19 protein-coding genes are annotated in these 20,006 nt (G+C 71.6%); 1 reads left to right on the top strand and 18 read right to left on the bottom strand.

The features are described 5' to 3' along the window. Window positions 1-33 precede the first annotated feature (33 nt). The 17 genes from BLT28_RS38810 to pyrR all read right to left on the bottom strand — a co-directional run bounded on the left by BLT28_RS38810 (window position 34) and on the right by pyrR (window position 18,726). Entirely contained in the window at window positions 34-2,064 is a 2,031-nt protein-coding gene (locus tag BLT28_RS38810; RefSeq protein ID WP_030430034.1) for a primosomal protein N', read from the bottom strand. A 99-nt stretch (window positions 2,065-2,163) separates the two neighbouring features. Further along, on the bottom strand, window positions 2,164-2,808 hold the full coding sequence (locus BLT28_RS38805; RefSeq protein WP_030430035.1) for a response regulator transcription factor: 645 nt from the start codon (window positions 2,806-2,808) through the stop codon (window positions 2,164-2,166). After that, entirely contained in the window at window positions 2,805-3,950 is a 1,146-nt protein-coding gene (locus tag BLT28_RS38800; protein WP_052407402.1) for a hypothetical protein, read from the bottom strand. Before BLT28_RS38800 ends, BLT28_RS38805 begins: the two co-directional genes overlap by 4 nt. Beyond that, window positions 3,943-5,064, bottom strand: coding sequence for a sensor histidine kinase (locus tag BLT28_RS38795; protein ID WP_043811821.1), 1,122 nt, complete (start codon window positions 5,062-5,064; stop codon window positions 3,943-3,945). Before BLT28_RS38795 ends, BLT28_RS38800 begins: the two co-directional genes overlap by 8 nt. A 107-nt stretch (window positions 5,065-5,171) precedes the next feature. Further along, window positions 5,172-5,882 carry a class I SAM-dependent methyltransferase gene (locus tag BLT28_RS38790; protein WP_052407403.1) on the bottom strand — a complete coding sequence of 237 codons (711 nt, stop codon included), beginning with the start codon at window positions 5,880-5,882 and terminating at the stop codon, window positions 5,172-5,174. Continuing rightward, window positions 5,879-7,081 (bottom strand): methionine adenosyltransferase, encoded by a 1,203-nt coding sequence (gene metK / locus BLT28_RS38785; protein ID WP_030430039.1) that lies wholly within the window; start codon window positions 7,079-7,081, stop codon window positions 5,879-5,881. The genes BLT28_RS38790 and metK overlap by 4 nt, the downstream gene beginning before the upstream one ends. 47 nt (window positions 7,082-7,128) lie before the next feature. After that, window positions 7,129-8,406 carry a bifunctional phosphopantothenoylcysteine decarboxylase/phosphopantothenate--cysteine ligase CoaBC gene (gene coaBC / locus BLT28_RS38780; RefSeq protein ID WP_052407404.1) on the bottom strand — a complete coding sequence of 426 codons (1,278 nt, stop codon included), beginning with the start codon at window positions 8,404-8,406 and terminating at the stop codon, window positions 7,129-7,131. Then, the gene (gene rpoZ, locus BLT28_RS38775; protein WP_052407405.1) at window positions 8,403-8,690 is read right to left on the bottom strand and encodes a DNA-directed RNA polymerase subunit omega; all 288 of its coding nucleotides are present in this window, start codon (window positions 8,688-8,690) and stop codon (window positions 8,403-8,405) included. The genes coaBC and rpoZ overlap by 4 nt, the downstream gene beginning before the upstream one ends. After that, window positions 8,687-9,349 (bottom strand): guanylate kinase, encoded by a 663-nt coding sequence (gene gmk / locus BLT28_RS38770; protein WP_052407406.1) that lies wholly within the window; start codon window positions 9,347-9,349, stop codon window positions 8,687-8,689. Before gmk ends, rpoZ begins: the two co-directional genes overlap by 4 nt. Continuing rightward, window positions 9,346-9,663 carry an integration host factor, actinobacterial type gene (gene mihF / locus BLT28_RS38765; protein WP_030430043.1) on the bottom strand — a complete coding sequence of 106 codons (318 nt, stop codon included), beginning with the start codon at window positions 9,661-9,663 and terminating at the stop codon, window positions 9,346-9,348. Before mihF ends, gmk begins: the two co-directional genes overlap by 4 nt. A gap of 428 nt (window positions 9,664-10,091) precedes the next feature. After that, the gene (gene pyrF / locus BLT28_RS38760) at window positions 10,092-10,949 is read right to left on the bottom strand and encodes an orotidine-5'-phosphate decarboxylase (RefSeq protein WP_030430044.1); all 858 of its coding nucleotides are present in this window, start codon (window positions 10,947-10,949) and stop codon (window positions 10,092-10,094) included. Continuing rightward, a complete protein-coding gene (carB, locus tag BLT28_RS38755; RefSeq protein ID WP_030430045.1) occupies window positions 10,946-14,248 on the bottom strand; it encodes a carbamoyl-phosphate synthase large subunit in 3,303 nt (1,100 codons plus the stop codon). The genes pyrF and carB overlap by 4 nt, the downstream gene beginning before the upstream one ends. Further along, window positions 14,249-15,370, bottom strand: coding sequence for a glutamine-hydrolyzing carbamoyl-phosphate synthase small subunit (gene carA / locus BLT28_RS38750; RefSeq protein WP_030430046.1), 1,122 nt, complete (start codon window positions 15,368-15,370; stop codon window positions 14,249-14,251). Continuing rightward, window positions 15,367-15,912 carry a PH-like domain-containing protein gene (locus BLT28_RS38745; protein WP_231950561.1) on the bottom strand — a complete coding sequence of 182 codons (546 nt, stop codon included), beginning with the start codon at window positions 15,910-15,912 and terminating at the stop codon, window positions 15,367-15,369. Before BLT28_RS38745 ends, carA begins: the two co-directional genes overlap by 4 nt. Then, window positions 15,912-17,213 carry a dihydroorotase gene (locus BLT28_RS38740; RefSeq protein WP_030430048.1) on the bottom strand — a complete coding sequence of 434 codons (1,302 nt, stop codon included), beginning with the start codon at window positions 17,211-17,213 and terminating at the stop codon, window positions 15,912-15,914. The genes BLT28_RS38745 and BLT28_RS38740 overlap by 1 nt, the downstream gene beginning before the upstream one ends. Continuing rightward, window positions 17,210-18,142: an aspartate carbamoyltransferase catalytic subunit gene (locus BLT28_RS38735; RefSeq protein WP_030430049.1), complete on the bottom strand. Its 933-nt coding sequence runs from the start codon at window positions 18,140-18,142 to the stop codon at window positions 17,210-17,212. Before BLT28_RS38735 ends, BLT28_RS38740 begins: the two co-directional genes overlap by 4 nt. Continuing rightward, window positions 18,139-18,726, bottom strand: coding sequence for a bifunctional pyr operon transcriptional regulator/uracil phosphoribosyltransferase PyrR (gene pyrR, locus BLT28_RS38730; RefSeq protein WP_030430050.1), 588 nt, complete (start codon window positions 18,724-18,726; stop codon window positions 18,139-18,141). Before pyrR ends, BLT28_RS38735 begins: the two co-directional genes overlap by 4 nt. Before the next feature lie 257 nt (window positions 18,727-18,983). Here pyrR and bldD point away from each other — a divergent pair, with 257 nt between their 5' ends. Beyond that, window positions 18,984-19,472 (top strand): transcriptional regulator BldD, encoded by a 489-nt coding sequence (gene bldD / locus BLT28_RS38725; protein WP_030430051.1) that lies wholly within the window; start codon window positions 18,984-18,986, stop codon window positions 19,470-19,472. Window positions 19,473-19,580: 108 nt separating this feature from the next. Here bldD and nusB read toward each other — a convergent pair whose 3' ends face one another. Beyond that, entirely contained in the window at window positions 19,581-20,006 is a 426-nt protein-coding gene (gene nusB / locus BLT28_RS38720) for a transcription antitermination factor NusB (RefSeq protein ID WP_030430052.1), read from the bottom strand.

The raw sequence follows: 20,006 nt of genomic DNA, 5'->3' as shown, positions 1-20,006 counted from the left end.
CTCCCAGCCGGGGAACCCCGGCTGGGAGGCGGGTCAGACGAGCTCGGGCGGGTCGAAGCGGACGCGGACGGGATCGGTTTCCTTGCGGGCCGTGCGCACACCGCGCGCCTCGGCCAACGCGGTCGCCAGCAGCCTGCCGTCGCGGCGCGGAACCCGGATCAGCGCCCGTTCCCGCTCCGCCAGGCCATCCGCGCCCTCGGGTCCGAGCGGGACCGGGCCCAGCACCTCGGCGGACTCGGGCAACCGCACGGTCTCCAGGAACGCCGCCACGGCATCGGGCGTGCCGTCGACCGTGCCCATGCGCACCGCGGGCGGGAAGCCGAGTTCCTGCCGCCCCGCCAGCTCCTGGCGCGCGTGCCACACCGGGTCCCACCGCACCAACGCCTGCACCGGTGCGAGGGCGGACTCCGCGATCACCACGACCTTCCCGCCGTCGGCACCGGGCCGCACCAACGCCGCCGCGGTGATCCACTTGCGGTACGCCTCCTCGGTGGCACGCAGGTCGGCCCGGTTCAGCAACGCCCAGCCGTCCAGCAGCAGGGCCGCGCCGTAGCCGCCCTCGGCGACCGGCTCCGCCCCCGGGGTCGCCACCACGAGCGCGGGCTTGCCGGGCACCGAGGCCAGCACCTCGTCGGCGCCCGAGGTGCGGACGACGACGCCGGAGAACGCCCGCCCCAGCTCCTCGGCCGTCCGCTTGGCGCCGATCACCGCGGCGCGCATCCGGCGCGATGAGCAGGCCGGGCAGACGAACGACGCCTCGCTGACGCCGCACCACCGGCACGCGGCCGGTCGTGGCTGGTCGTCCCGCATCCCGCCGGGCAGCGCCAACGGCCCGGCGCAGCGACGGCAGCGCGCGGGCTCACGGCAGTTCGCGCAGGTCAGCGACGGCACGTAGCCCCGCCGCGGCACCTGGATCAGCACGGGAGCGCCTGCCGCCAACGCCGATCGGGCGGCCTCGAAGGCGATCGACGGGAGCCGGGCGGCTCGCGCGGCGGGATCACGGGCGAGCTGCGTGTCGGTCTCCCCGATCGAGGCCACCCTGGGCGCGGCGGCCCGGACCTGGTCGCGGGTGCCGATGATCTCGTGCGCCCAGCCCGTGTCCACGAGCAGCTGCGCCTCGGTCGTGCGCGCGAAACCCGCCACGAGCAACGCGGCTCCGTTGGCATGTGCGCGCTGCGCAAGGACTTCACGGGCATGGGGATAGGGCGAGCGCGGCTCGTAGTGCAGATCGTCGCCGTCGTCCCAGATCACCAGCAGCCCCGGATCGTGCACGGGCGCGAATGCCGCCGCGCGGGTGCCGACGACCACGTGAGCGGTCCCGCGCAGCACGGCGAGCCACCGGCGGTAGCGCTCGGCCGGGCCGAGGTCGGCCGACAGCGCCACAACTCCCTCGGCGCCGATCAACGCCTCGCAAGCCTTGTGCACGCGGGCGAGGTCGCGATGGTCGGGGACCACGACCACCACACCGCGCCCCGTCGAGGCGACCGTCGCCGCGGCTTCGGCGAGGCGGGCGGGCCAGTCCTCCCCCGGCAGCGCCTGCCACACCGCGTGCGCAGCCCGGCCCGCGAGCGCGGCCTCCAGGAAAGCCTTGCCGCGCGGATAGCTGTGCCACACCTCGGCCGCGGGCGCCTCGGGCACGGGAGCCGGGGCGCGTGGCGGCTCGGCCTCCACCTTGGCGTGCCTCGGCGGGATCGCCAGGCGCAGCACGTCGATCATCATGCCCGCGCCCCGGTCGGCGACCGCGCGGGCCAGCTTCATGATCTCCGGCGACAGCACGGGCTCCGCGGACACCACTCTGTCCAGATAGGACAGTCGACCGCCGAACTCCGAGGACTCCACGCGCTCCAGGACGTAGCCGTCCACCAGTTGCCCGGCGAAGCGCACGCGCACCCGCGCACCCGGGACCGCGTCCGCGTCGGCGTCGCTGGGCACCAGGTAGTCGAAGGGCCGGTCCAGATGCGCCAGCGGCACGTCCACGCAGATCCGCGCGAACGGCAGCGACTCGGCGGGCTGGCGCTCTCCCTTGCGCTTCGCCCGCTGTCTCCCACCCGGTTTCCCAGCCACTCCGCTGGTGTACCAGAGACCACCGACCGCCGCCGCGAGGACCCGTCGGGGTACGCCCGTCTTCAAGACGCCGACCGCGGGTTCGCCGTCCAGCCGGGGTTACAGGTCGCCCACGTCGATGAGGCCGTCCTGGATCGCGCGCGCGACCAGCGCCGCCTTGGTCGGGGCGTTGCGCCCGGCGTTGGCGTACTTCACCCGCACCCGGTCGATGTAGGAGTTCACCGTGCGCACCGACAGCGAGAGCTTGCGGGCCACCATCTCCTTGGACTCGCAGTGGAACCACTCGATCAGCACGTCGATCTCGCGCGGGGCGAGCTTGGGCCGGTGCCCCCGGGTGTCCGTGCCCAGCGCCCCGGCCAGCGCGGGCGTGGTGTAGGGCAGGTCGTGCGCGGCGGCCCGGATCGCCGCGACCAGGTGCCGCTCGCCCTCCGCCTTGGTCACGTAACCGCTCGCGCCGATGTCCAGGCAGGTCAGCGCCGTGTCGGGATCGTCGCGCATGGTGTAGACGACCACCTTGCGCCCGTCGTCGACCAGCCGCCGCAGGTCGCCGAAGGAGGGCGTGCCGCCGGAGAGCTGCAGGTCGAAGACCACCACGTCGGCCAGCGAGCCCGGCTCCAGCCAGGCCGTGCGCACGGTGGCCCCCGCGGTCAGCACCTTGATCGGCGGGTTCGCCGACGCGCACCACACCCGCACCCCGGCCGCGATGGCCGGGTGGTCGTCGATCACCACCACCGTGATGCTCATGCCCGCCACGTCACCTCGACCCACACCCGGCCCTCGGCCTCCATCGTCGTCGTCGCGACGCCTGGACACTCCACAGTCGGCAGTTCGGCGGGCGCCATGTCGGAGACGACGCTGACCGAGACCCGGTCCGGCCACCCCGCCACGGTCACCCGCGCCGAGCGGGTCGTCGCCACCAGCACCGCCAGCACCGGTTCGGTGAGCGCGCGGCGCACCCGCCTGCTCAGCACCGGACGCTCCCCGCGCACCGCGAGCGAGACCGTGATCCCGTTGCGCTCCACCAGATCGATGCACGCCTGGAGCTGGTGGACCAGCGGGTCCGGCACGTCGTCGCCCTCGGCGAACAACCGCCGCATCCTGGCCGCCTCCAGCGCGCACGACCGCCGCACGCGCTCGTCCTCGGGGTTGAGCGCCCCGGTCGCCAGTCCGGCGAGCAACGGCGCGGTCGTCGTGGCCAGCGCCGTGTACCGCAGCCGTTGCTCGGCGTGCAGGCGCTCGGCCACCGCCTCGTCCGTGCGCAGCTTCTCCTCCTGTTCGGCGACCCGCGCGGCGTCCACGGCGATCCGCCGCATCAGCGTCGCCGCGTGCCCGACCGCGAGCTGGAACCCCCACACGATGACGGTCTGCACGGCCATCCCGACCAGGGTGGCGCGGTCGGTCTGCCCGGCCACGGCCAGCTGCACCAGCGTCACCACGTAGTGGGTCACCAGCAGCGCCGCGAGCGGACGCGCGCCGAGGTCCAGCGTCAGCAGCACGGCCAGCCAGCCGAGCGGTCCGAACGACCAGTGCGCCTGCCCGATCAGGTGCGGCGCCGGGACCGCGGCCGTCGCGGCGATCGAGATGAGGAAGACCACCACGGCCAACGGCCAGCGCCACCGGCCGGGCGTGATCTCCAGCCAGGCCAGCGCACCGAAGCCGCAGGCGATCAGCACGAACGCGGTGAACGCGGCGATCTGCACCCATGCCGGTTGGTAGAGGTCCATGTGCACCAACAACATCGGCAAGCTCAGTCCACAAAGGACAGCCAACGTGATGGCCACGACCGCCAGCCGCAGCCCGCGCAGGATGTGCGCCGTGGTCGGCTCCGGCGCGGTGTCCTTGAGCACGGCCGTCGCGGGTGGTGCCGGTGCGGCGACGTCAAGCATGCGGCCACTCCAAGCGGACACTGGTCCCCGCGCCCGGGCTGCTCGCGATCACGGCCCGCCCGCCGACCGCGGTCAGCCGCTCGACCAACGAGTAGGCCAGCCCGCGCCGGTGCGGCGGCACGTGATCGGGCTCGAAGCCGCGTCCGCTGTCGAGCACTTCGACCACCACCCCGCCCTTGCGTCGCGACGACACCCGCACGAGCGCGTTGAGCACGCCGGAGTGCCTGGCCACGTTGGTCAACGCCTCCCTGGTGGCCCGGCACATCGCCACCGCCACCACGGCGGGCACCGCCAGGCCCGAGGTGCCGCGCCAGTCCACTCGCAGCGGGCACTGCTCGATGACGTCCTCCAGCAACCGCACCAGATCCACGTCGCCCGCGGAGCTGCTCGGCAACCCGGAGCCGCTGAGCACGTCGAGATCCCTCGCCGCCTGCTCGGCCAGCCACGTCGCCCGCCCGTCGAGCACCCCCGCTCCGACCATCAGCAGCGTCGCCGCCGCGGTGTCGTGCAGGTTGGCCAAGTGGGCACGCTCGTCGGCTCGAACGGCCGCGGCGATCACGGACTGCCTACGCGTCAGCTCCTCGGCCGCCGCGGCGCGGTCCGCCTTCCGCCCACCGCGCCGCACGAGCACGTAGAGCCCGTAGGACAACGCCGCTTCGACGAGCATCCACAGCGCCAACGGCAGCGCCTCCGGCCACCGCTCCGGAGCGGCCAGGGCTGCGCCGGACAGGTACGCGCCCACCACGAACACCGTCGCGGGCGCGGACACCACAGGAGGCACGTGCCACTGGTGCGTGACGACCGCGATGGACATGACCACGAGCACCCAGCTGGTGCCGTTGTACAGGGCTTCGCCGGGGACCACCCACGGCTGCGCGAGGCACACCCCGGCCAGGACGACCGCGTCCGCCGCGATCACGAGGGGTTCCCGCGAGGACCGCACGTACAGCGCGTTCCACGCGTTCAGCCCGGCCGCGACCGCGAGGGTCGCCGGCACCGCGTCCGGGGCGACCGCGAGCAGCGACAGCGCACTGCACGTCGCGATCACGACCGTTCGGACGACCCCTGCGTAGCGCAGTCCGAGCCGCCGCAGTTCCCGCTCCGCTGGCCCCAACGTCCACCCGCCCCGGCTCTTCGTGACGCACCACGGTAGCGATCAAGCTCACCCCGTGTGCAGCGTTCGCCAACCGAAATCCCAGGCCGATGCTTGACTCTGTCGGCCTAGGGGCGGCGGAAGACGAGGTAGTGGACGGTCCGCTCCTGGGAGACGGGAGTGTCGGCGGGGAGGGCGGAGTCGGCAAGGGCCTGCTCGCCCAGCGCGGGCAGGAGGGTTCGGTCCTGGCCCGCACGCCACCGGTCCGCGACGGCGACGCAGTCGGCGACGACCTCGCGCGGGGTGATCGCGAGCGAACCGGAGACCTCGATCGGCTCCTCGCCGACCAGGCCCAGCGCGACCAGCTCCTTCGCCACCTGGTCCGGGCCCTCGATGTCCGCGCGCACGTCGTCGCGGGGCAGCCCGGCGGTCTCGGCACGGTCGTAGAAGGAGTTGGACAGCTCGCGCAGCGCGCCCGTGTAGAGCGGCCAGCCCAGGGACAGGCACAACCGGCCGCCGGGCGCGAGCACCCTGGCGACCTCCGCCAGGGCGGTCCGCCACTCGGCGATGTGGAACAGCACCCGCGCGATGTGCACCCCGCCCACCGAACCGGAGGCGTGCGGCAGCGCGGTCGCGCTCGCCACGGTGAACGTCGAGCCGGGGATCTCCACCTGCCGCCAGTCCTCGACGTCGGTCAGCTCCAGCCGGACCCCGCGCGCGGCGATCTCCGCGGCCAGGTAGCCCGATCCGGAACCGATGTCGAGCGCGGAAGGACCCAGACACGCCGCGAGGCGGCCGAACAACTGCTCGGCCGCCTCGTCGGGAAGTACGGCAATCACACGCCCGCGGCGTTCTTGAGGGCCTCGACCCGGTCCAGGCGCTCCCACGGGAGGTCCAGCTCGGGACGGCCGAAGTGGCCGTAGGCGGCGGTCTGCGCGTAGATCGGGCGCAGCAGCTCCAGGTCCCGGATGATCGCGGCCGGGCGCAGGTCGAAGACCTGGCTGATGGCGGCCTGGATCTTGGCGGGGTCGATGTTCTCGGTGCCGAAGGTCTCCACGAACAGGCCGACCGGGGCCGCCTTGCCGATGGCGTAGGCGACCTGGACCTCCATGCGCGTGGCCAGGCCCGCGGCCACCGCGTTCTTGGCGACCCAGCGCATGGCGTAGGCGGCCGAGCGGTCCACCTTCGACGGGTCCTTGCCGGAGAACGCGCCGCCGCCGTGGCGGGCCATGCCGCCGTAGGTGTCGACGATGATCTTGCGGCCGGTCAGGCCCGCGTCGCCCATGGGGCCGCCGATGACGAACCGGCCGGTCGGGTTGACCAGCACGCGCACGTCGCTGGTGTCCAGGCTCAGCTCGTTGATCTCCGGGGAGATCACGTGCTCGCGGACGTCGACGGCGAGCATCTGCTCCAGGTCGATGTCGGCGGCGTGCTGGCTGGAGAGCACCACGGTGTCCAAGCGGACCGGCTGGTCACCCGCGTACTCGATGGTGACCTGGGTCTTGCCGTCCGGGCGCAGGTACGGCAGCGTGCCGTTCTTGCGCACCTCGGTCAGCCTGCGGGAGAGCCGGTGCGCCAGCGCGATCGGCAGCGGCATCAGCTCGGGGGTGTCGGTGGAGGCGTAGCCGAACATCAGGCCCTGGTCGCCGGCACCCTGCTTGTCGATGTCGTCCTCGGCGCCCTCGACCCGGGTCTCGTGCGCGGTGTCCACGCCCTGGGCGATGTCCGGGGACTGCGAGCCGATCGCGACGTTGACGCCGCAGGAGTGGCCGTCGAAGCCCTTGGCCGAGGAGTCGTAGCCGATCTCCAGGATCTTCTCGCGGACGATCGAGGGGATGTCCGCGTAGGCCTCGGTGGTCACCTCGCCGGCGACGTGCACCTGGCCGGTGGTGATCAGGGTCTCGACCGCGACGCGGGAGCGCGCGTCCTTGGCGAGCAGCGCGTCCAGGATCGAGTCGCTGATGGCGTCGCAGATCTTGTCCGGATGACCCTCGGTCACGGACTCACTGGTGAAGAGTCTGCGGCTCTGCTGCGTCACGGTGCTCCCCAATAGATGTGTTCTGCCTGTCCCAGGAAAAAGCTGCGTCAGCGTACTTCGCTGCCGGACGCGCCAGGCGGGACGTATTCAAGCTTCTTGCTCACAGCGTCCCAGAGCAGCGCCGCGAGTTCAGCTTTCCCACCAAGTGGGAGTTCCGTGGCACTCGCGCCACCATCCTCGGCGCTGAGCAACCAGCCCGAGTTGTGCTCCACCTCGAAAGCCTGCCCGTCCCCGACCGCGTTGACAACCAGCAGGTCACAGCCCTTGCGCGCCAGTTTGGCGCGGCCGTGCTCCAGCGGGCCCGCCTCGGCGTCGCCGGTCTCGGCGGCGAAGCCCACCACGAGCTGTCCAGGGAAACGGTGTACAACCAGCTCGGCCAGGATGTCCGGGTTGCGGGTCAGCTCCACCACCGGATCCGGCCGGTCGTCGGACTTCTTGATCTTGTGCTCGGCGGTGGTGGCCGGGCGGAAGTCGGCGACCGCGGCGGCCATCACCACCACGTCGGCGGTCTTGGCGGCCTCGCGCATGGCCTCGCGCAGCTCCAGCGCCGTGCCCACCCGCACCAGGTCCACCCCGGCGGGCGGGTCCAGGTCCGCGGTGTGCGCCGCGACGAGGGTCACGGTGGCGCCCCGCTGCGCCGCGACCCGGGCGAGCGCGAAGCCCTGCCGCCCGGACGAGCGGTTGCCGAGGAACCGCACGGGGTCGAGTGGTTCGCGGGTGCCGCCCGCGGAGATCGCGACGTGCCTGCCCTCCAGATCGCGGGGCAGCGCGTCGCGGCGGGCCAGCAGCAGGCGGCACAGGTCGGCGATCTCGGCGGGCTCGGGCAGGCGGCCCTTGCCGCTGTCCTTGCCGGTCAGCCGCCCGCTCGCGGGCTCGGCGACGATCACGCCCCGCTCGCGCAGCAGCGCCACGTTGGCCCTGGTCGCCGGGTGCTCCCACATCTCGGTGTGCATCGCCGGGACCAGCAGCACCGGGCAGCGCGCGGTCAGCAGGGTGTTGGTCAGCAGGTCGTCGGCCAGCCCGTGCGCGGCCTTGGCCAGCAGGTCCGCGGTGGCGGGGGCGACGACGACCAGGTCGGCGGTCTGCCCCAGGCGCACGTGCGGGACCTCGGGCACGTCGGCGAAGACGCCCGTGTGCACGGGGTTGCCGGACAGCGCCTCGAAGGTGGCGGCGCCGACGAAGTTCAGCGCGGCCGAAGTCGGGACGACCCGCACCTCGTGACCGGTCTCGGTGAGCCTGCGCAGCAGGTCGCACGCCTTGAAGGCGGCGATCCCACCGGCGACGCCGAGAACGATCCGAGGGCGGGTCCCGTCCGTGTTACTCACTCGCCTTCGGTGTGCTCAAGCATCCCGGCGTGGATCTCGCGCAGCGCGATGGACAGCGGCTTCTCGCGGGGGCCCGGCTCCACCAGCGGGCCGACGTACTCCAGCAGGCCCTCGCCGAGCTGGGCGTAGTAGTCGTTGATCTGCCGCGCGCGCTTGGCGGAGTAGATCACCAGGGCGTACTTCGAGCTGACCTTCTCGAGCAGGTCGTCGATCGGGGGGTTGGTGATGCCCTCGGCGCCGGTGATCGGCTGCGCGAGCGCGCCCAGCTCTGCGGGGATGGTCACTGAGATTGCTCCAAAGTCGAAAGGTAGCCAGGCGACAGGTGCTCAGGCGGGTCGGACACCTCGCTGGCGGGCCCGACCATCAAGTTTACCAACTCGGCGGCGGCCTGCCGCACGTCGGCGTTGACGACCCGGTGGTCGAACTCCCCGGCGGCCGCCAGTTCCTCGCGGGCCACCCGGAGCCTGCGCTCCACCACGGCCGGGTCCTCGGTGCCGCGCCCGGTGAGCCGGTCGACGAGCACCTCCCAGGACGGGGGCACCAGCATCACCAGCCGGGCCTCGGGCATCGCCCTGCGCACCAGCCGGGCGCCCTGGAGTTCGATCTCCAGCACGGCGGGCCGGCCCGCGTCGAGCGCGGCCAGGACCGGGGCGCGGGGCGTGCCGTAGTGGTTGCCCGCGTACTCGGCGTGTTCCAGGATCTCGCCCGCCTCGATCATGCGCTGGAACCAGTCCCGGTCGACGAAGTGGTAGTGCGTCCCGTCGATCTCGCCGGGGCGCGGGGACCTCGTGGTCGCCGAGACGCTGAAGTACAGGTCCGGGGCCATGCGGCGGACCTCGGCCAGCACGCTGGACTTGCCGACGCCGGACGGCCCCGAGACGACGGTGAGCCGGGGCCGGACGACGGTGGTGCTGTCGCCCGACCCCGGCCGCTCCGCGGTCACTCTGCGCTGAACTCCGCGAGCAGCGCCTTGCGCTGACGGTCGCCGAGACCACGAAGACGACGGCTGTTGGCGATCTCCAGGCGCTCCATGATCTGGGCGGCGCGGACCTTGCCGACGCCGGGCAGAGCCTCAAGCAGCGCCGAGACCTTCATCTTGCCCAGGATCTCGTCGCTCTCCGCGGAGGTCAGCACCTCCTTGAGGTTGGTGCCACCGCGCTTCAGGCGCTCCTTGAGCTCAGCGCGAACGCGACGAGCAGCAGCCGCCTTCTCCAACGCTGCAGCCCGCTGCTCCTCGGTCAGCTGGGGAAGGGCCACGATCATCCTCCGTGGGGTGGGGTTTATCCAGTAGGAACGGTGCGGCGACCGTACCGACCGGGTCTGACAGGACACAACGCGGGTCGAACATCCGAACACTTCTCAAGCGACGTGCTCAAGCGACACTGTCCGGCGAGTCCCGCATTCGACATCAGTCCTGAGGATGACTACCCATTCGGGTTGTCCTCCTCGTGGCGGACGGTCAACGAACGTTAGCCGTGAATGACGTTGAAAGCGGTATCACCGCTCGACATTCCCGCCTAACCCTCGGCACCGGCCGCAAGTACTACCAGTACCGGCGCCTTCACCGCTACTGACCCGCTACAAGGCCGCCGATCTCCTGCATCACACATTTCGTACGCGAGCCGAAACAACCCCACTTGCCAGAGGGGTCCCGGCACGGTTTTCCACGCCCCTTTCGCGGGCCCTCAGACACGCAGCGAAGCGGCTATCGACTCACTCGCGCGCAAAGCCGCCGAGCGCACTTCCGCGACGCCGGGACCGTGTCTCAGAACGTCGCGGGAAGTGGTCGGCAGAACGTGTGCGAGCTGATCTCCGAAGACCGTTCTCAGGTCCTGCCCCGTTGCGCCCTGCGCACCGATGCCCGGGGCCAGCAAAGGGCCGTTGACCTGCGAAAAGTCCAACCCGGTCCGGCCGATGGTCGCCCCGACGACGAGCCCGACGGAGCCGAGCGGACCGGCCCCGGCGTTGCGCGCCGCGGCCTCGTCGATCATGGCCTGGGCGACGCTGCGGCCGTCCTCCGGCAGCGCCGCGCCCTGCACCTGCCGACCCTCCGGATTGGACGTTCTCGCGAGCACGAAAACGCCGCGGCCGGTGCGCTCGGCGAGGCTCAGCGCGGGCTCCAGCGAACCGAAGCCGAGGAACGGTGAGAGCGTTACCGCGTCCGCGGCCAACGGCGAGGAATCGGCCAAGTAGGCGTTGGCGTACGCCGACATGGTTGACCCGATGTCGCCCCGCTTGACGTCCAGCAGGACCAGCGCACCGGCCTCCCGCGCCTCCGCGATGACCCGTTCCAGGACGGCGACGCCGCGGGAACCGTGCGCCTCGAAGAACGCCGACTGGGGCTTGAGGACGGAGACGGTGCCCGCCAGCGCCTCGACGGCGGTGAGCGCGAACCGCTCGAGTCCTCCGATGTCCGATTCCAGTCCCCACGCCTCCAGCAGCGCCGGGTGCGGGTCGATGCCCACGCACAGCGGCCCCCTCTCGGAGACCGCCGCGACGAGCCGGGCACCGAACGGCCGGGCACTCGAGGGTTGGGTGCTCACGTGCGCGCCTCGCGGACCGCGGCCTGGAGGTCCTGCAGCGAGCGCACGCCGATGTCTCCCCTGATCAGCGCCTCGATGCCGTGCACGGCGGCGGCCGCGCCCTGCACCGTGGTGACGCACGGGATGTCCCTGGCGACGGCCGCGGTGCGGATCTCGTAGCCGTCCAGGCGGGGCCCGTGGTTGCCGTACGGCGTGTTGATCACCATGTCGACCTCGCCTGCCAGGATCGAGTCGACGACGTTCTGGTCGCCCTCGAAGTGCTTGCGCACCACCGTGCACGGGATGCCGTTGCGCCGCAGCACCTCGGCGGTGCCGTCGGTGGCAAGAACTTCGAAGCCCAGGTCGGCGAGCCGCTTGACCGGGAAGATCATCGCGCGCTTGTCCCGGTTCGCCACCGAGACGAACACCCGCCCGCTGGTCGGCAGGGACCCGTAGGAAGCCGCCTGAGATTTGGCATATGCCTTACCGAAGGAGGCGTCGATGCCCATCACCTCGCCGGTGGACTTCATCTCCGGGCCCAGCAGCGAGTCCACACCGCGGCCGTCCGGGGTGCGGAAGCGGTGGAACGGCAGCACGGCCTCCTTGACCGCCACCGGCGCGGACACCGGCAGGTCGCCGCCGTCGCCGTTGGCGGGCAGCAGGCCCTCGTCGCGCAGCTCGGAGATCTTGGCGCCGAGCGCGATCCTGGCCGCCGCCTTGGCCAGCGGCACCGCCGTGGCCTTGGAGACGAACGGCACGGTCCGCGAGGCGCGCGGGTTGGCCTCCAGCACGTAGAGCACGTCGTCCTTGAGCGCGTACTGCACGTTGAGCAGGCCGCGCACGCCGATCCCCCGCGCGATCGCCTCGGTGGTGCGGCGGACCGCCTCCAGGTCGGTGCGGCCCAACGTGATCGGCGGCAGCGCGCAGGCGGAGTCGCCGGAGTGGATACCGGCCTCCTCGATGTGCTCCATCACGCCGCCGAGGTAGATCTCCTGGCCGTCGCAGAGCGCGTCCACGTCGATCTCGATGGCGTCGTCGAGGAAGCGGTCCACCAGCACCGGGTGCTCCGGGCTGACCTCGGTGGCCCTGGCGATGTAGCCGGCCAGCGTGTCCTCGTCGTAGACGATCTCCATGCCGCGCCCGCCGAGCACGTAGGAGGGCCGCACCAGCACCGGGTAGCCGATCTCGTCGGCGATCCGCTTGGCCCCGTCGAAGGAGGTGGCCATGCCGTACTTCGGCGCGGGCAGCCCGGCGGCGGTCAGCACCTCGCCGAACGCGCCGCGCTCCTCGGCGAGGTGGATGGCCTCCGGCGAGGTGCCCACGATCGGCACGCCCGCGTCGGCCAGCCGCTGCGCCAGGCCGAGCGGGGTCTGCCCGCCGAGCTGGACGATCACGCCCGCGACGGTGCCGGAGCGCTGCTCGGAGTGCACGACCTCCAGGACGTCCTCGAAGGTCAGCGGCTCGAAGTAGAGCCGGTCGGAGGTGTCGTAGTCGGTGGAGACCGTCTCCGGGTTGCAGTTGATCATCACGGTCTCGAACCCGGCCTCGCGCAGCGCCATGGCCGCGTGCACGCAGGAGTAGTCGAACTCGATGCCCTGGCCGATCCGGTTCGGGCCGGAGCCCAGGATCAGCACCTTCTGCCGGTCCCGCTGCTCGGTGACCTCGCACTCGGCGTCGGGGTCCAGCTCGTAGGCGGAGTAGTGGTACGGCGTCTTCGCGGCGAACTCCGCGGCGCAGGTGTCGACCGTCTTGAACACCGGGCGCACGCCGAGCCGGTGCCGCAGCACCCGCACGCCGTCCTCCCCGGCCAGCTCCGGCCGCAGCGCGGCCAGCTGCCGGTCGGACAGGCCGCTGCGCTTGGCGCGGCGCAGCAGGTTCTCGTCGAGCACCGGGGCCGCCTCGATCTCCCGGCGCAGCTCGATCAGCGCGGCGATCTGGTCGACGAACCACGGATCGATTCCGGAAGCCCGGCAGACCTGCTCGACCGTGGCGCCCATCCGCAGCGCGCGCTCCACGGTGTAGAGCCGCCCGTCGTGGCCGGTCTTGAGCGCTTCGAGGGTGTCCTCCAGCGTCACGTCGGGGTCGGCGACGGTCCAGAACCCGGCCGCCTTGGTCTCCATCGAGCGCAGGACCTTGCCCAGCGCCTCGGGGAAGTTGCGGCCCATGGACATGGCCTCGCCGACGCTCTTCATCGTCGTGGTCAGCGTCGGGTCCGCGCCGGGGAACTTCTCGAAGGCGAACCGCGGCACCTTCACCACCACGTAGTCCAGCGTCGGCTCGAAGCTGGCCGGGGTCTCGCCGGTGATGTCGTTGCGGATCTCGTCGAGGGTGTAGCCGATGGCCAGCTTCGCCGCGATCTTGGCGATCGGGAAGCCGGTGGCCTTGGACGCCAGCGCGGAGGACCGGGACACCCGCGGGTTCATCTCGATCACGACCATGCGGCCGGTCCCCGGGTGGATGGCGAACTGGATGTTGCAGCCGCCGGTGTCCACGCCCACCGCGCGCAGCACGTCGATGCCCACGTCGCGCATGTGCTGGAACTCGCGGTCGGTCAGCGTCATCGCCGGGGCCACGGTCACCGAGTCACCGGTGTGCACGCCCATCGGGTCGATGTTCTCGATGGAGCAGACGACCACCACGTTGTCGTGCCGGTCGCGCATGAGCTCGAGCTCGTACTCCTTCCACCCGAGCACGCTCTCCTCGATCAGCACCTCGGTGACCGGGCTCTCGGCCAGGCCGACCGTGGCCAGCCGCTCCAGCTCGTCGTGCGTGTGCGCCATGCCGGAGCCGAGGCCGCCCATGGTGAAGCTGGGCCGGATGACCACGGGCAGGCCGAGCTCGGCGACGGTCTCGCGGACCTCCTCCATGGAGTGGCACACGCGGCTGCGCGGGGTCTCGCCGCCGATGGAGGCGACGATGTCCTTGAACTTCTGCCGGTCCTCACCGCGCTGGATGGCGTCGATGTCGGCACCGATCAGCTCGACGCCGTACTTCTCCAGTACGCCGCGCTCGTGCAGCGCGACCGCGGTGTTGAGCGCGGTCTGCCCGCCGAGGGTGGCCAGGATGGCGTCGGGGCGCTCGGCGGCGATGACCTTCTCGACGAACTCCGGGGTGATCGGCTCGACGTAGGTCGCGTCGGCGAACTCCGGGTCGGTCATGATCGTCGCCGGGTTGGAGTTGACCAGGCTGACCCGCAGGCCCTCCTCGCGGAGCACGCGGCAGGCCTGGGTCCCGGAGTAGTCGAACTCGCACGCCTGGCCGATCACGATCGGGCCGGAGCCGATGACCAGGACGTGCTTGATGTCTGTGCGCTTGGGCATCTACTTCTTCCCGTCCATGAGCTCGACGAACTGGTCGAACAGGGGCGCGGCGTCGTGCGGACCCGCGGCGGCCTCCGGGTGGTACTGCACGCTGAACGCCGGAACGTCCAGGCAGCGCAGACCTTCGACCGTGTCGTCGTTGGGGCAGTAGTGGCTGATCTGGGCGGCGCCGAAGTCGGAGTCGAAGCGCTCCCCCGGCGTGCCCTCGACGGCGAAGCCGTGGTTCTGGGCGGTGATGGCGACCTTGCCGGTGGCCACGTCGATCACCGGGATGTTGATGCCGCGGTGGCCGTAGCGCATCTTGTAGGTGCCCCGGCCCAGCGCGCGGCCGAGCACCTGGTTGCCGAAGCAGATGCCGAACAGCGGGACGCGGCGGGACAGGAACTCCCGGGTGAGCGCGACCGCGTGGTCCTGGGTCGCCGGGTCACCGGGACCGTTGGACAGGAACACGCCGTCCGGCTCGACGGCCAGCACGTCGTCCACAGTGGATCCGAGCGGCAACACGTGCACCTCGATGCCGCGCGCGGCCATCATCCTCGGGGTGTTGGACTTGATGCCGAGGTCCAGCGCGGCGACGGTGAACCTGCGCTCGCCGTCGGCCTCGACCACGTAGGGCTGCTTGGTGGTGACGTCACCGGCGAGGTCGGAACCGGCCATCTCCGGCGCCTGGCGCACCTCGTCCACCAGCCGGTCGATCTCGGCGACGGCCTCACCGGAGAAGATCCCGGCGCGCATCGCCCCCTGCTCGCGGATGTGCCGCGTCAGGGTGCGGGTGTCCACTCCGGAGATGCCGACGATGCCCTGCCTGGCCAGTTCCTCGTCCAGCGGGCGGACCGAGCGCCAGTTCGACGGCACGCGCGCGGGGTCGCGCACGACGTAGCCCGCCACCCAGATCCGCTCGGACTCGTCGTCCTCGTCGTTCCAGCCGGTGTTGCCGATCTGCGGCGCGGTCTGCACCACGATCTGGCGGTGGTAGGAGGGGTCGGTCAGGGTCTCCTGGTAGCCGGTCATGGCGGTGGAGAACACCACCTCGCCGAGGCTGCGGCCGAGCGCCCCGTAGGACTCGCCGCGGAAGCTTCTGCCGTCCTCGAGCACCAGGACAGCGGGGGTGCGAGAACTCATCGCGCAGAGTTCCTCTCGGAGTCGTTAGCCTGTTTCGTGTTCCCGTGGGACACAGGAGCCATAGTCTGCAAGGCGGCCTCCCACTCGGGGTAAACCGAACGGTCATCGCCGCGGAACCCGGTGTCCAGCAGCCAGTTCTCGTCGAGCGCCCAGGTGACGACGAAGACGCCCTTGATCCCCATGGCCTTGCCCGCCAGCCCGCGTGCGGCACGGGCGCCGCGGACGGTCTGCGCGGGGATCCACAGTGGACTGGCACCGACGCGGTCGATGTACATCCCCTCGGCGGTCAGCCGCGCGGTGGCCTCGGCGCGGTAACCGATGTCGCCGATGGCGATCCGGTCGTGCCAGTCGCCCGCGTGCACGGTGCCGACGTAGACACCCTTCAACGGCGGCAGCAGGTCGGCGCCCAGCGTCGCCGGCGGGGCGAAGAACCCGGGCATCACGGCGGCCTGGCGGCGGGCCCGGTAGCGCCAGCCGCGCAGCATCGCCAGGAGGGTCAGCACCAGCAGGGCGACCATGAGCAGGGTGAGCAGGGCACGCATCAGCCGCACACCTTTCCCTCGTGAGCGGTGATCCGCCCGCGCAGCATGGTCAGGACCACCCGGGCGGGCAGTTCCATGCCCTCGAACGGGGTGTTGCCGGCGATACTGGCGAAGTCCGATCCACGCACGGTCCAGCGCGCGTCCGGGTCGACCAGGGCCAGGTTGGCGGGCTCGCCCTCGACCAGCGGCCTGCCCTGGTCGGGCAGCCCGGCGATCTGCGCGGGCCGCTCGCTCATCACCCGCGCCACCCCGCGCCAGTCCAGCAGCTCGGTGATCACCATCGTGTGTGCCACGACGGAGAGCGCCGTCTGCAGGCCCAGCATGCCGGGCCGGGCGCTGGACCACTCGCAGTCCTTGTCCTGCGGTGCGTGCGGGGCGTGGTCGGTGGCGACGCAGTCGACGATGCCCTCGGCGAGCGCGGCCCGCAGCGCCTGCACGTCGGCCGAGGTCCGCAGCGGCGGGTTGACCTTGTTGACGGGGTCGTAGGTCGCCAGCAGCTCGTCGGTCAGCAACAGGTGGTGCGGCGTCACCTCCGATGAGATTGCCGTGACCCCGCCGCCTTGCCAACTCTTCGCCCAGCGCAGCACGTCGACCGTGCCCGTGGTGGAGACGTGGCAGACGTGCAGGCGACCGCCGGTGTGCTTGGCCAGCAGGCAGTCCCGCGCGACGATCGCCTCCTCGGCGACCGCGGGCCAGCCGGTGAGGCCGAGCCTGGAGGCGACCTCGCCCTCGTTGGCTTGCGCGCCAACGGTGAGCCGCGGCTCCTCGGCGTGCTGCGCGATCACCGCGTCCAGCGCCTTGCTGTACTCCAGCGCGCGGCGCATCAGCAGCGGGTCGTGCACGCAGTGCCCGTCATCGCTGAAAACCCGGACTCCGGCGGCGGATCGGGCCATGGTGCCCAGCTCGGCGAGCTTCTCGCCCTTGAGCCCCACGGTGACCGCGCCGACCGGGTGCACGTCTACGAGCCCGGCCTCCTGGCCCTTGCGCCACACGTGCTCCACGACGAGCTGCGTGTCCGCGACCGGATCGGTGTTGGCCATGGCGAACACTGCGGTGTACCCGCCGAGCGCGGCCGCGGCCGAACCGGTCGCGATGGTCTCGGTGTCCTCGCGCCCCGGCTCACGCAGGTGCGTGTGCAGGTCCACGAAGCCCGGCAACAGGACTTTCCCCTGCGCCTCGACGACTTCGGTGCCTTGGACCGGCAGATCGGCGCCGATCCGCGCGATCACACCGTCCTCGACCAGGACGTCGACGGGGTCGCCCTCACCGTAGAGGAGCACTCCCCTCAGCAGCGCGCTCACAGCGCTTTCCCTTCCCCTGCAAGCAAGTGGTAGAGAACGGCCATCCGGACGTGGACGCCGTTGGACACCTGGTCCACGATCGCGGCGCGCTCGGAGTCGGCGACGGCGGAGGAGATCTCCATGCCGCGCAGCATCGGCCCCGGGTGCAGCACGACCGCGTGGTCAGGCAGCAGCTTCATGCGGTTCTCGTTGAGCCCGTAGGCGATCGAGTACTCGCGCGCCGACGGGAAGAACCCGCCGTGCATGCGCTCGGCCTGCACGCGCAGCAGCATCACCGCGTCCAGGCCCGGCAGTTCGGCGTCGAGGTTGTAGGAGACCGGGACCTTCCACGCCTCGACCCCGGCGGGCACCAACGTGGGCGGAGCGACCAGGACCACCTCGGCGCCCAATGTGGACAGCAGGTGGACGTTCGACCGCGCGACGCGGCTGTGCAGGATGTCGCCGACGATCCCGATCCGCCTGCCGCGCAGGTCGCCGAGGCGCTCGCGCAGGGTCGCCGCGTCCAGCAGCGCCTGCGTCGGGTGCTCGTGCATCCCGTCGCCTGCGTTGACCACGCCGGTCCCGGTGTGCCCGAGCCAGCCCGCGAGCCGGTGCGCCGCACCGGATGCCGGGTGGCGCACGATCACGCAGTCGGCTCCGGCGGCGGAGAGCGTGAGCGCGGTGTCGCGCAGGGACTCGCCCTTGTTCACCGAGGACCCGCTGGCGGAGACGTTGATCACGTCCGCGCTCATCCACTTGCCCGCGATCTCGAAGGAGACCCTGGTGCGGGTGGAGTTCTCGTAGAACATCGTGACCACCGTGCGGCCGCGCAGCGTCGGCAGCTTGCGCACCTCGCGGCCGAGCAGCGTCGCCTTCAGCTCGGCCGCCGTGTCGAGAACGGCGGTGGCGGTGTCCAGGTCGAGGTCGGCGGCGGAGAGCAGGTGCTTCACCGCGCGCCTCCCTGGCTCAGGTAGACGCCGTCGTCACCGTCCACTTCGGACAGGTGGACGGCGATGTCCTCGCTGCGCGCGGTGGGCACGTTCTTGCCGACGTAGTCCGCGCGGATCGGCAGTTCGCGGTGGCCGCGGTCGACCAGCACGGCCAGCTGCACCGCGCGGGGGCGGCCGTGGTCGCGCAGGGCGTCCAGCGCGGCGCGCACGGTGCGGCCGGAGAACAGCACGTCGTCGACGAGGACGACGAGGCGATCGTCCACTCCGCACTCCGGCAGCTGCGTGTGCTCCAGCGGGCGGGCGGGTTTGCGCCGGAGGTCGTCGCGGTAGAGCGTCACGTCGAGGGCGCCGACGGGCACCGTGACGCCGCTGAACTCGGCGATCTTCTCGGCGAGGCGCGCGGCGAGCGGGGCGCCCCGCGAGGGGATGCCCAGCAGCACGACCGAAGCGCTGTTCTCCGCGTCGAGCGCGGTCTTCTCGATGACCTGGTGGGCCATCCGGGCAACAGTGCGCGCGACATCACCGGCCGACAGCAGCTCGCGCCGCTCGGCCGGATCCGTCGCGGCACCGGAAGGTGACGCCACGGAAGGGACCTCCTTCCCCGCCTCACTGGACGGGTCCTTAAAGGACGTCTAGCAGGGCTTTTGCCCAGCCACCCGAGACCGTATCAAGAACTCGCGATCAGCCGTCCGAGTGGTGTGTCACTACTCGCCCGCCTGCCGCAGTGAAGTCAGCTTGACCTGGTGAGTTCGAGCAGCAACCATTACTCTCCGTATTGGATGTGATGTTCCCTGCGGCAACTGGTGCCTGCCGACGGGGCGAACGAACGGAGAACCGCCACATGGGCGATTACGCCAAGGCGCTGGGCGCCAAGCTCCGCGCGATCCGCCAGCAGCAGGGGTTGTCGCTGCACGGCGTCGAGCAGAAGTCCGGCGGCCGCTGGAAGGCGGTCGTCGTCGGCTCCTACGAGCGCGGCGACCGTGCGGTGACCGTCCAGAAGCTGGCGGAGCTCGCCGACTTCTACGGCGTGCCGGTGGCGGAACTGCTGCCCGAGGGCCGGGTCCCGTCCGGGGCCGAACCGGCGACGAAGATCGTCATCAACCTCGAACGGCTCCAGCAGCTACCGGCGGACAAGGTGGGCCCGCTGGCCCGCTACGCGGCGACGATCCAGAGCCAGCGCGGTGACTACAACGGCAAGGTGCTCTCGATCCGCACCGAGGACCTGCGGTCGCTGGCGATCATCTACGACATGACCCCCGGCGAGCTGACCGAGCAGCTCATCGACTGGGGGGTGCTGCCGCCCGAGGCACGGCCGTCGAAGGAAGACTGAGCCGCCGCGGACGTGATCTCGAATACGGCAGCAGGCACCACGACGAGGCACCCGCGAGCGATCCGCTCACGGGTGCCTCGTGGGTTTGGTGCCAGCCGTCGAGCCCCGTCAGGTGTTCAGGGAGGCCCGCAGGTGCCCGGCGATGCCCGCGATGCGGCCGAGGACCCCGTTGACGAAGCGCGGGGAGTCGTCGGTGGACAGCGTCTTGGCCAGTTCGACCGCCTCGTCGATGGCGACCGCGTCCGGCACGTCGGCGGCCCAGAGCAGCTCGTAGAGACCGATCCGCAGGATGGCGCGGTCCACCGCCGGCATCCGGTTGAGGTTCCAGCCCTCGGCGTGCTCGGAGATCAGCTGGTCGATCCGCGCCGCGTTGTCGCGGACGCCCTCGACCAGGGTGATCGTGTAGTCGTTGACCGGGGCGACCTCGGTGGACCCGACGCGCTCGGAGATGAGCGTGACGGGGTCCACCTCGCGGGCCTCGGCCTCGTAGAGGACGTCGACCGCCCGTTTCCTGGCCTTGCTGCGCGCACCCAT

This window comes from Allokutzneria albata (assembly GCF_900103775.1).
Taxonomy (GTDB): Bacteria; Actinomycetota; Actinomycetes; order Mycobacteriales; family Pseudonocardiaceae; genus Allokutzneria; species Allokutzneria albata.
This window is presented reverse-complemented; position numbering and strand designations above follow the sequence as displayed.

Bases quoted from the DNA above. Each gene is read 5' to 3' on its own strand.
- BLT28_RS38805 (WP_030430035.1), bottom strand. From the start codon at position 2,808: ATGAGCATCACGGTGGTGGTGATCGACGACCACCCGGCCATCGCGGCC.
- BLT28_RS38800 (WP_052407402.1), bottom strand. From the start codon at position 3,950: ATGCTTGACGTCGCCGCACCGGCACCACCCGCGACGGCCGTGCTCAAG.
- carB (WP_030430045.1), bottom strand. From the start codon at position 14,248: ATGCCCAAGCGCACAGACATCAAGCACGTCCTGGTCATCGGCTCCGGC.
- carA (WP_030430046.1), bottom strand. From the start codon at position 15,370: ATGAGTTCTCGCACCCCCGCTGTCCTGGTGCTCGAGGACGGCAGAAGC.
- BLT28_RS38745 (WP_231950561.1), bottom strand. From the start codon at position 15,912: ATGCGTGCCCTGCTCACCCTGCTCATGGTCGCCCTGCTGGTGCTGACC.
- bldD (WP_030430051.1), top strand. From the start codon at position 18,984: ATGGGCGATTACGCCAAGGCGCTGGGCGCCAAGCTCCGCGCGATCCGC.
- nusB (WP_030430052.1), bottom strand. From the start codon at position 20,006: ATGGGTGCGCGCAGCAAGGCCAGGAAACGGGCGGTCGACGTCCTCTAC.